The 11,913-nt window shown below is 68.3% G+C and carries 5 protein-coding genes and 1 riboswitch; of the genes, 3 read left to right on the forward strand and 2 right to left on the reverse strand.

The features are described 5' to 3' along the window. Positions 1-63 precede the first annotated feature (63 nt). Positions 64-1,677, forward strand: coding sequence for a DAK2 domain-containing protein (locus AB0L57_RS11015; protein ID WP_364960563.1), 1,614 nt, complete (start codon positions 64-66; stop codon positions 1,675-1,677). Further along, positions 1,678-3,957 carry an ATP-dependent DNA helicase RecG gene (gene recG, locus AB0L57_RS11020; RefSeq protein WP_364960017.1) on the forward strand — a complete coding sequence of 760 codons (2,280 nt, stop codon included), beginning with the start codon at positions 1,678-1,680 and terminating at the stop codon, positions 3,955-3,957. It begins immediately after the preceding gene. Positions 3,958-3,961: 4 nt separating this feature from the next. Here the strand turns inward: recG and AB0L57_RS11025 are convergent, their stop codons facing one another. Continuing rightward, positions 3,962-5,383: a short-chain fatty acyl-CoA regulator family protein gene (locus AB0L57_RS11025; protein ID WP_364960020.1), complete on the reverse strand. Its 1,422-nt coding sequence runs from the start codon at positions 5,381-5,383 to the stop codon at positions 3,962-3,964. Positions 5,384-5,658: 275 nt separating this feature from the next. Beyond that, the gene (metE, locus tag AB0L57_RS11030; protein ID WP_364960023.1) at positions 5,659-7,944 is read right to left on the reverse strand and encodes a 5-methyltetrahydropteroyltriglutamate--homocysteine S-methyltransferase; all 2,286 of its coding nucleotides are present in this window, start codon (positions 7,942-7,944) and stop codon (positions 5,659-5,661) included. A gap of 129 nt (positions 7,945-8,073) precedes the next feature. Then, positions 8,074-8,291, reverse strand: a riboswitch (cobalamin riboswitch). 207 nt (positions 8,292-8,498) lie between these two features. Between metE and AB0L57_RS11035 the strand changes: the two genes are divergently transcribed. Then, a complete protein-coding gene (locus tag AB0L57_RS11035; RefSeq protein WP_364960026.1) occupies positions 8,499-11,912 on the forward strand; it encodes a pyruvate carboxylase in 3,414 nt (1,137 codons plus the stop codon). The last annotated feature ends 1 nt before the right edge of the window (position 11,913 follow it).

Genomic DNA, 11,913 nt, shown 5'->3' on the forward strand with positions numbered 1-11,913 from the left:
GGGCGACTACCCTGGCGGTCGCGGTTCGAGGTGGGTCACAGCGGCGGCGGAAGGAAGGTGACGGTGCTCGGGGTCCGGGAGACGCTGGACGCGGCGGCGCTGAGGCAGTGGGGAGATCTGTGTGTCGATCGGTTGTCCGAACACCGTGACGAGATCAATGCCCTCAATGTCTTTCCGGTGGCCGATTCCGATACCGGCACCAATCTGCTGATCACCATGCGCGCGGCGATGGATGCCGCCGCGGTGCCCGACGGCGCGGCCCCGGCGGATCCGCTCACCGCGATGGCCCGCGCGGCCACCGCGGGTGCGTGCGGGAACTCGGGCATCATCCTGTCCCAGGTCCTGCGCGGGCTGTCCGAGGCGGCGGGTGCCGCGGCACTGACGGCGAACACCCTGCGTGCCGCCCTGCGCCGGGCCGCGATCCTGGTCCGGGAATCGCTGAGCGCACCGGTGGACGGCACCATGCTGACAGTGCTCGAGGCCGCCGCCGACCGGGCCGCCGACTGCGCCGAGGACACGCTCGCCGCAGTGGCCACCGCGGCGGCCGAGGGAGCCGCCAAGGCACTCGGTGAGACACCCTCGCAGCTGGGAGTTCTGCGGGCGGCCGGTGTGGTGGATGCCGGTGCGCGCGGACTTCTGGTGTTGCTGGACGCACTGGTACAGATCTGCACCGGGCGCCCGCCCGCCCGGCCCGTCTACGGCAGAACCGATCCTCGCCCGGCACGCCCGGCCCGTACCGCATCGGTGGTGCGGGAGTGCCCTGTCGCGACCGTGCCGGGCGGTCCGCAGTACGAGGTCATGTACGTGATCGAGGCCACCGACCGCGAGCGCATCGACGCGCTGCGCGCGGCGCTGGCGGCGATCGGTGATTCGGTCGTCGTGGTCGGTGACGGCGCGGCCACCTGGTCGGCACATGTGCACTGTGCCGACGCCGGGGCCGCCGTCGAGGCCGGGCTCGCCGCCGGTGCACTGCGCGCCATCCGGATCGAGGGATTGGTCGTCGATGCCGCGCCCGCGGCCGGTCCGGCCGACCGCGGAATTCTCGCGATCGCCACCGGACCCGGTGCGGTGCGGCTGTTCGAGGACGCGGGTGCGGTCGTTCTCACCGGTGCGGTCACCGCCGACCGCCTGCTCGACGCCATTCGCGCGATGCCCCAGCGCGAGGTTCTGGTCCTGCCCAACGGTGCACTTCCGGCGCCGGATCTGGTCGCGATCGGCGTGGCCGCGCGTGCCGCCCGGCGTGAGGTCTTCATGTTGCCGAGTCTGTCGATGGTGCAGGGACTGGCGGCGCTGGCCCTGCACGACAGCGGCAGTACGGCCGTCGACGACGCCCTGACGATGTCGCAGTCGTCGGCGAGTACACGCTGGGGTGCGGTGCGTATCGCGGCCGAGCGCGCGCTGACCATCGTCGGCACCTGTGCACAGGGCGACGGGCTCGGCCTGGTCGGTCACGATGTGGTGGTGATCGATCCGGAGGTGCGCCGTGCCGCCGGCACGCTGCTGGATCGGATGCTCGGCCTGGGTGGCGAACTGGTCACCCTGTTGCTGGGGGCCGCGGCCCCGGCCGGGCTGGCCGACGATCTCACCGCACACATCACCGCGGAGTTCCCGGGTGTCGAAGTCGTCATCTACGACGGCGGGCAGGCCGTGGACCTGGTTCAGATCGGGGTGGAATAGATGGCGACACTGGGCGACCGGCTCGACCACGTACTGGGTGTGAAGGCGGCCGAACCGCTGGCCGACGCGTTCGATATGCACACCGTCGAGGATCTGCTGCGCCATTACCCGGCACGGTATGCGACCCAGGGACAGCCACTCACCGAGGAGGCGCCCGAGGAAGGCACGCACATCACCGTCGTGGGGCGGGTGAGCAGAACCGAACTGCGCCCGATGCGCCAGCGCCGCGGCAAACTGCTCAAGGTCGACCTCGACACCGGTTCCGCGAAGCCGGTGGAGATCACCTTCTTCAACGGCGACAAGGTGAATTACCTTGTCAAACAGGGCGTTCGGGCGATGATGTCGGGAACCGTGCACTGGTGGCGGCCGGACCGGTGGAATCTGTCGCACCCGTCCTATCTGATTCTGCCCGAGTCCGTCGAATCGGTGGATACGCTCACCTCGGTGCGGGGCGGAGGCGCGCTGCGCGGTCTGGCCGAAAGCGCCAAAGGGGCAGGGGGAGTGGATATCTCGTTCTTCGAGCGCGAGTACATCCCGGTCTACCCGGCCACCGCCAAGGTGCAGAGCTGGGACGTGCTGGCCTGTGTGCGGCAGGTGCTCGATCAGCTCGATCCGATCGACGATCCACTGCCGGGCGACATTCGCGACGAACACGATCTGCTCGGGGTGTCGGAAGCACTGCGCCTGATCCACCTGCCCGACAGCAAATCCGATATCGAACAGGCCAGGGGGCGACTGCGTTTCGACGAGGCGCTCGCGCTGCAACTGGTGCTCGCCGAGCGCCGCCACGACGCGGCCGGTCGGACCGCGCGGGCGTGCCCACCGCGCGCCGACGGTATCGCGGCCGAATTCGAGCAGCGGTTGCCGTTCGAGCTGACCGCCGGGCAGAACAAGGTCATCGCCGAGATCTCCGCCGATCTCACCCGGCCGCATCCCATGCATCGCCTGCTGCAGGGCGAGGTCGGCTCGGGCAAGACCATCGTCGCGCTGCACGCCATGCTCCAGGTGGTCGATGCCGGACTGCAGTGCGCGCTGCTCGCGCCGACGGAAGTCCTTGCCTCCCAGCACTACCGGTCACTGCGCGCGATGCTCGGCGATCTGGGCGAGGCCGGTGAACTGGGCGCCGCCGATCAGGCCACCAAGGTCGTCCTGCTGACCGGCTCGATGTCGGCGGGTGCCAAGAAGGCGGCACTGCTGGATGTGGTGACCGGGACGGCCGGCATCGTGATCGGCACGCACGCGCTGATCCAGGACGCCGTGGAATTCTTCGATCTGGGCATGGTGATCGTCGACGAACAGCATCGCTTCGGCGTCGAACAGCGAGATGCGTTGCGAGCCAAGGCTTCCGAAGGCATCACCCCGCATCTGCTGGTCATGACCGCGACCCCCATCCCGCGTACCATCGCGATGACCACACTCGGCGATCTCGAGACCTCCACCCTCACCGAACTGCCACGCGGACGCTCGCCCATCACCACCCGGGTGGTCCCGGCCCGGATGAAGCCCGCGTGGGTCGATCGCGCTTGGGAACGCATCCGCGAGGAGGTGTCCGAGGGCCGCCAGGCGTATGTGGTGTGCTCGCGCATCGGCGATGAGGAAGACGAGAACGGCAAGCCGAAGGCCAAGGGCCGCAAGCGAACCGCCGAACCCGATACCGGTGAGGGGCCCACCACCCACGCCGCCGTCGAGGTCTACGACACGCTGCGCACCGGTGCGCTGGCCGATCTGCGCCTCGGGCTGCTGCACGGCCGATTGCCCACCGACGACAAGGATCGGGTGATGCGCTCGTTCAACGACGGCGACATCGATGTCCTGGTGTGCACCACGGTCGTCGAGGTCGGCGTCGACGTGCCGAATGCCACAGTGATGGTGATCGTGGACGCCGACCGCTTCGGTGTCAGCCAGCTGCATCAGCTGCGCGGCCGGGTGGGGCGCGGTAAGGATCCCGGCCTGTGCCTGCTCATCACCGAGACCTCCCCGATGGGAACCGCGATGGCGCGCCTGGAGTCGGTGTCGGCGACGCTGGACGGATTCGAACTCTCCGTACTGGATCTGCGTCAGCGCCGCGAGGGCGATGTACTGGGCTCGGCACAGTCGGGTACCGCGCGCAGCCTGAGGCTGCTGTCCCTGCTCGACGATCTCGAAGTCATCACCGCAGCACAGGTTCTGGCGCGCGAGGTCGTGGACGCCGATCCGGGCCTGACGGGTCACCCTGGCCTGGCGAGCATGATGCACGCGGCCGTCGACTCCGAGCGCCTGGAATATCTGGCCAAATCCTGACCGACTACCGGACCGCCGGGGGATAGGGCAGATCGACACTGGTGTTCTCGGTGACCGCCAGCGGACGGCCGATCTGCGGGAATGCCCGCTGCGGACAGGCCGGGCGTTCACACACCTTGCAGCCGGCGCCGATCGGTACCGCCGCCGTGGGTTCGTCGAGCTGCAGGCCCTTCGAATACACCAGCTGGTCGGCGTATTCGATATCGCAGCCGAGACCGACCGCGAATTCCTTGGTGGCCGTGCCGAATCCCTGCTGACCGGGATGAGTGGTCCGGGCGATCCAGAGATAGCGGCGCCCGTCCGGCATGGCGGCGACCTGGGTGAGGATGCGGCCGGGGTGGGAGAACGCCTCGTGCACCACCCACAGCGGGCAGCTGCCGCCCACACGCGAGAAGTGGAAGGCCGTGGCGGACTGGCGCTTGGAGATGTTTCCGGCCCGATCGGTGCGGACGAAGAAGAACGGCACACCGCGCTGCCCCTGCCGCTGCAGGGTGCTGAGCCGATGGCAGACCGTTTCGAAGCCGACCTCGAAACGCAACGACAGCAGATCGATGTCGTAGGCGAGTTCCTCGGCCGACCGGAGAAACCGCCCGTACGGCAGGACCAGCGCACCCGCGAAGTAGTTGGCCAGCCCCACCCGCGCGAGTGCGCGCGATTCACCGACCAGTGAGGGGGTGGCGTCGAGCACCTCGTCGAGCAGCCGGCCGTGCAACAGGAATGCCAGGGTGGTGGCGATCTGGAAGGCCCGCTGTCCGGGCCGCAGGCGCCGGGCCAGGGTGAGAGTGCGGGTTTCGTGGTCGTAGCGGCGCTTCGGAACGCCCGGATCCGCGCCGTCACCGCGCACCAGCACCGTGACGCCGGCCCGTTCCTCGGCGACCCGAGCCAACTGCCGATCGATCGACCCGATACTCAGCCCGCACTCGTCGAACAGCCGCTCGGCCGCCAGATCCAGCTGCGGGATGTGATTGTGGTGGTCGTAGAAGAAGTCGCGCACATCCTCGTAGGGCATCGGCACACCGGGGGCACCGGCCGGCGTGGCCACCCTGGACGACAGCAGGTCGAATTGATCGGTGGTCGCCCGCAGTCTGCGGTGCATGGCGACGATGGTCTTGGCGATTTCGGGCAGCCGGGTCGCGAGATCCTCCACCTCGGCCGCGGGGGGCGCCGTGCCGCCGGCCGCCTCCACCAGCACCTCGTGCAGATCCGACACCAGCCGGGCATCGGAATCGGCGGCGAAGAACTGCACATCCAGATCGAAGGTCGAATTCAATTTCAGCAGAACAGGAATGGTGAGTGGCCGCTGGTCGCGTTCGAGCTGATTGAGATAGCTGGGCGAAAGCTCCAACGACTTGGCCAGGGCGGCCTGAGTCATTCGTCGTTCTTCGCGCAACCGCCGTAACCGGGCACCCGCATACATCTTGCGCACGCCGGAGATGGTACCCACCAACCTTCGCAATCATTGCAATTTCGCCGGGTGTGGGCGATCCAGGGCCCTGGGCACAGGGGTATTTGATCTACATAAGCCCTGCGTATTGTGCGAAGTGCGGGGGATTCGACGAACGTGAACAAGTGCGCGGCGCGGTCGTGTCGCCGCCCCCGCAATCATCCGGCACACGGCCGGTGCGTCGCTGCTGACCCGATGCCGGCATCCGGATCGCCCGGTCGGCGACCCGGATGCGCCGGGTCGCCGACCGGTACGGGTCAGCGCACCAGCTGGGCGGCGTTCACCATGTTGCGCAGCGAGGCCTCCACCTCGGTGCGGCCGCGGGTCTTGAGCCCGCAGTCGGGATTGACCCACAGCCGTTCGGCGGGAACGGCTTTCATCGCCTCGCGCAGGGAGGTCTCGATCTCGGACACACTCGGAACCCGGGGCGAGTGGATGTCGTAGACACCCGGCCCGATCCCCAGGGCGTAACCGACGGCATTGAGGTCGTCGAGAATCTCCATGTGCGAGCGTGCCGCCTCCACGGAGGTGACATCGGCATCCAAAGCCGCGATGGCGCCGATGATCTCACCGAATTCGGAGTAGCACAGATGGGTGTGGATCTGGGTGTCGTCGCGAACACCGCTGGTGGCCAGGCGGAATGCGGTCACCGCCCAGTCCAGGTACTGCTGCTGATCGCCACGCCGCAGCGGCAGCAGTTCTCGCAACGCGGGCTCGTCGACCTGGACCACCCGGATGCCGGCGGCCTCGAGGTCGACGGTTTCGTCCCGGATCGCCAGTGCGACCTGCCGCGCGGTATCGGCCAGCGGCTGATCATCGCGCACGAACGACCAGGCCAGGATGGTGACCGGACCGGTCAGCATGCCCTTGACCGGCTTCTGCGTGAGCGACTGGGCGTAGGTGATCCATTCCACCGTCATCGGCGCGGTGCGCACCACATCGCCGAAGAGGATCGGGGGCCGCACGCAGCGGGTGCCGTAGGACTGCACCCACCCGTTGTGGGTCGCGGCGAAGCCGTCGAGCTGCTCGGCGAAGTACTGCACCATGTCATTGCGCTCGGGCTCGCCGTGCACGAGCACATCGAGACCCAGATCTTCTTGCAGCGCAATGACATCGGCGACCTCGGCACGCATCTGTTCCTGATACTGCGCGTCGGTGATCTCACCCGAACGCAGTGCGGCGCGGGCGGTACGGATCGCCGTGGTCTGCGGGTAGGAGCCGATCGTGGTGGTCGGCAGCAGCGGCAGGCGCAGATGTTCGCGCTGCAGCTCCCGGCGCCGATCCGCCGGGGCGCGCCCGGTGTCCCCGTCGTCGAGGCCGGCCAGGCGGGTGCGGACGGCCTCGTTACGCAGTCGCGGATCCGCGCGCCGGCTCTCGATGGCGGCGCGTGCCTCGGCGAGCTCGGCGGCGACGGACTCGGTACCCGCGCCGATCGCCTCGGCCAGGATCCGGACCTCGGTGATCTTCTCCGCACCGAAGGCCAGCCAGGTCCGCAGGACCGGATCCAGATCGGGTTCGGCGGCCAGCGAATACGGCACGTGCAGCAGCGAACTCGAGGACGAGACCGCCAGCGTCCCGGACGATCCCAGCAGAGTGCCCAGTTCGCCGAGCGCCGACTCCAGATCGGTGCGCCAGATGTTGCGGCCGTCCACGACGCCGGCGACGACGAGCTTGCCCGCCAGCGCCGGGATCGCCGCCACCTCGGAAACCGTGGCGCCGGAACGGAAGTCGAGTGCGACACCCTCGATCTCGGTGGCCGCCAGTGCGCCCAGAGCGGGGCCCGGTGAGCCGAAGTAGGTGGCCACCAGGATCTTCGGGCGATGTGTCGCCGCCGCGAGTTCGGCATAGGTGCTACGCACCGTCTGGACCTCGGCGTCGGACAGATCGCGTACGAGTGCGGGCTCGTCGATCTGCACCCAGCCGGCGCCGGCGTCGGCCAGCTGTCCCAGTAGATCGCGGTAGAGCGGAATCAGCTCACCCAGCCGATCCGCCGGCGCGACCCCGTCGACTCCCTTGGACAGTGCCAGGAAGGTCAGCGGGCCGATCACCACCGGCCGGGCGTTCACCCCCAGTTCCTGGGCCTCGGCCAATTCGGCCAGCAGCTTCGACGGATCGAGTGCGAACTGGGTGTCCGGGCCGATCTCGGGGACCAGATAGTGGTAGTTGGTGTCGAACCACTTGGTCATCTCCAGGGGTTCGATCCCGTCGGCGCCGCGAGCGGCGGCGAAGTAGCGATCCAGCGGATCGGCGATGCCGGCGACTCGCGAGGGCAGCGCGCCCAGCAGGACAGCGGTGTCGAGCATCTGGTCGTAGTGGGAGAAGGTACCCACCGGTACGGAATCGAGCCCGGCGGCCTGAGCGGCGGTCAGTCCCTCGGTGCGCAGTGTGCGGCCGACCGAGGTCAGTTCGGCGGCGTCCATCCGCCCGGCCCAATAGCCTTCGATGGCGCGTTTGAGCTCGCGCCGTGGCCCGATGCGCGGCAGGCCCAGGACCGTCGCGGTGAAATGTTGCGCGGTCGGATGGTGATTGTCTGTGACGGTCACGGTGTTCTCCAGTAGTGGAAGTCACGGGACACCGCCGCAAGGACGGACGGAGCCCACACACCTGGCCGCACCGAGGTCCGGCCCACCGGGTCCGCCCGCCCGATCCACGAGGCGGTGACCGCCGGATACGGCGTATCCGGCACAACCGGCAGGTCTTCGGACTCACAGGCATCGGTCGGGGACCGGTCCGGAGATGCGCCCCGGATATCGCCTACTGGCCGTCGCTTCCCGGAAGATTCCAGTGCTCATGACGGCGTTCGTTCCTGTTCACCGCTGCGGGACAGTCCCGGGTTCCCACCGGGTTCCCTCTTCGCCGGTCCGCGAGGACCGGTGTCGACGCTGCACGCGACGCTCGGGGCTCCAACTCGTCGACGGCAGCGAACCAGCTGCGCCGTCCAGGGTAATCCACGCGAGTGATCGGTCGTCGCCGGGAGTGCCCGGATGTTACGGCCGCGACAACACAACTTCGCAGATTCCCGGGGCCGCTCTGTGAGGATGGCTGCGAAGCCGTATTCGCTGTTCGTGCCCGCTCAGCGGCCGGGTACCTTGGTCGAATGTTCTCCAAAGTGCTGGTCGCCAACCGCGGGGAAATCGCCATTCGCGCCTTCCGTGCCGCATACGAGCTGGGCATCGGCACCGTGGCGGTTTTCCCCTATGAAGACCGCAATTCGGTGCATCGCCTGAAGGCCGACGAGTCGTATCAGATCGGGGTGCCCGGACATCCGGTGCGCGCTTATCTGTCGATTCCCGAAATCGTGAGTGCGGCGAAATCGGCCGGTGCCGATGCCGTCTATCCGGGGTACGGGTTCCTGTCGGAGAATCCGGATCTGGCCGCCGCCTGCGCGGCGGAGGGAATCACCTTCATCGGGCCGTCGGCCGAGGTGCTCGAGCTGACCGGCAACAAGGCGCGCGCCATTGCCGCGGCCCGGGCCGCGGGTCTGCCGGTGCTCAACTCCAGCGAGCCCTCGGCGGACGTCGCCGAGTTGCTGACGGCATCGGAGTCGATGGAGTTCCCGGTCTTCGTCAAGGCGGTCGCCGGTGGTGGTGGTCGCGGTATGCGCCGGGTCGCCGATCGGGTCCAGTTGCGCGAGGCCATCGAGGCCGCGATGCGCGAGGCGGAGTCGGCCTTCGGTGATCCGACTGTGTTCCTCGAGCAGGCGGTGATCGATCCGCGTCACATCGAGGTCCAGATTCTGGCGGATCAGCACGGCAACGTGATGCACCTGTTCGAGCGGGACTGCTCGCTGCAGCGCCGGCACCAGAAGGTGATCGAACTCGCGCCCGCGCCGAATCTCGACCCCGCACTGCGCGAGCGGATCTGCGCGGACGCGGTGGCCTTCGCCCGCCAGATCGGTTACTCCTGTGCGGGCACCGTGGAATTCCTGCTCGACGAGCGCGGACAGCATGTGTTCATCGAGATGAATCCGCGTATCCAGGTCGAGCACACGGTGACCGAGGAGATCACCGATGTCGATCTCGTGCAGTCACAGCTGCGCATCGCCGCCGGAGAGACCCTGACCGATCTGGGCCTGAGCCAGGACAGCGTCTCGATTCACGGTGCGGCGCTGCAGTGCCGGATCACCACCGAGGATCCGGCCAACGGCTTCCGGCCCGACACCGGCCGCATCACCGCCTACCGCAGTCCGGGCGGTGGTGGTATCCGGCTCGACGGCGGCGCGAATCTGGGTGCGGAGGTGGGCGCGCACTTCGACTCGATGCTGGTGAAGCTGACCTGCCGCGGCCGCGACTTCGACCAGGCCGTGGCGCGGGCCCGGCGTGCGGTGGCGGAGTTCCGGATTCGCGGCGTGGCCACCAATATTCCGTTCCTGCAGGCCGTCCTCGACGATCCGGATTTCCGGGCGGGGCGGATCACCACCTCGTTCATCGGCGAGCGGCCACAGCTGCTGACCCAGCGTGGATCCGCCGACCGCGGCACCCGCATCCTGCGCTATCTGGCGGATGTGACGGTGAACAAGCCGCACGGAGAACGGCGGACGGCGGTGTATCCGCACGACAAACTGCCCGCGATCGATCTGAGCGCCGCGCCGCCGGACGGCACCCGTCAGCGTCTGCTGACCCTGGGACCCGAGGGTTTCGCTCGCTGGCTGCGCGAGCGCGACGCGGTCGGGGTCACCGACACCACTTTCCGTGACGCGCATCAGTCGCTGCTGGCCACTCGGGTGCGGACTCGCGGCCTGCTGCAGGTCGCCGGGCACGTGGCGCGGATGACGCCGGAGTTGCTGTCGGTGGAGTGCTGGGGCGGCGCGACCTACGATGTGGCGCTTCGGTTCCTGTACGAAGATCCCTGGGAGCGCCTTGCCGCGTTGCGGGAGGCGATCCCGAACATCTGCCTGCAGATGCTGCTGCGTGGCCGCAACACCGTCGGCTACACCCCGTATCCGGAACAGGTGACCCGCGCGTTCGTGCAAGAGGCCACCGATACGGGCATTGATATCTTCCGGATCTTCGACGCACTCAACAATGTCGACCAGATGCGTCCCGCGATCGACGCGGTCCGCGAAACCGGTACGGCGGTGGCCGAAGTCGCGCTGTCCTACACCGGTGACCTGTCGAACCCGGACGAGAACCTCTACACCCTCGACTACTACCTGAAGCTGGCCGAGCAGATCGTCGAGGCCGGGGCACACGTCATCGGTATCAAGGACATGGCCGGACTGCTGCGGGCTCCCGCAGCGCACACCCTGGTCACGGCCCTGCGCAGTAACTTCGATCTGCCGGTGCACGTGCACACCCACGACACTCCGGGCGGTCAGCTGGCGACTTATCTGGCGGCGTGGCAGGCCGGAGCGGACGCCGTCGACGGTGCCAGCGCGCCGATGGCGGGTACGACCAGTCAGCCCGCGCTGTCGGCGATCGTGGCCGCCGCCGCGCATTCGCCGCGCGACACCGGGTTGAATCTGGAGGCCGTGTGCGACCTCGAGCCGTACTGGGAGGCGTTGCGAAAGGTGTACGCGCCGTTCGATGTTGCGGCATCCGGCCTGACATCCCCGACCGGGCGCGTGTACGAGCACGAGATTCCCGGCGGGCAGTTGTCGAATCTGCGTCAGCAGGCCATCGCACTGGGGCTGGGGGATCGGTTCGAGGAGGTCGAGGCGAAATACGCGGGGGCGGACCGGCTGCTGGGCCGACTGGTCAAGGTGACGCCGTCGTCGAAGGTGGTCGGCGATCTGGCGCTGTCGCTGGTGGGATCCGGGGTCGACGTGGACAGTTTCGCCGCCGACCCGGCTCGGTACGACATCCCGGACTCGGTGATCGGTTTCCTGCGTGGGGAACTCGGCACTCCGGCCGGTGGCTGGCCGGAGCCGTTCCGCACCCGTGCGCTGGAGGGCCGTGGGCCCGCGAAACCGGAAGTGCCGCTCACCGACGAGGATTCGGCCGCACTGGCGGGGACCTCACAGCAGCGCCGCGACACCCTGAACCGCTTGTTGTTCCCCGCGCCGACCGCCGAATTCCTCGCACATCGTGAGAAATACGGTGATACGACCGGATTGTCGGCCAACCAGTTCTTCTACGGACTGCGGCACAACGAGGAACACCGGGTCGAGCTGGAGAAGGGTGTCACCCTGCTCATCGGGCTGGAAGCGATCTCCGAGCCCGACGATCGCGGTATGCGCACGGTCATGTGCATCCTCAACGGGCAACTGCGTCCGGTTCTGGTGCGTGACCGTTCCATCGCCAGCGACGTCCCGGTCGCGGAGAAGGCCGACAAGAACAACGCCGCGCACATCGCGGCACCGTTCGCGGGGGTGGTGACACTGACCGTCGGCGAGGGCGACACCGTCACCGCGGGCGGCACGGTCGGCACCATCGAGGCCATGAAGATGGAGGCCGCCATCACCGCACCCCGCGGTGGTGTGGTCGCCCGCGTGGCCATCGGACCGGTCCAGCAGGTCGAAGGCGGAGATCTACTGGTCGAGTTGCGGATCAACGAGGCATCCGCCGAGTGAC

This window comes from Nocardia sp. NPDC052254, from assembly GCF_040679495.1.
In the GTDB taxonomy this organism is placed as follows: domain Bacteria; phylum Actinomycetota; class Actinomycetes; order Mycobacteriales; family Mycobacteriaceae; genus Nocardia.

What these genes read in the sequence shown, in the direction of transcription:
- recG (WP_364960017.1), top strand. Translation starts at nt 1,678, where the DNA reads ATGGCGACACTGGGCGACCGGCTCGACCACGTACTGGGTGTGAAGGCG.
- AB0L57_RS11035 (WP_364960026.1), top strand. Translation starts at nt 8,499, where the DNA reads ATGTTCTCCAAAGTGCTGGTCGCCAACCGCGGGGAAATCGCCATTCGC.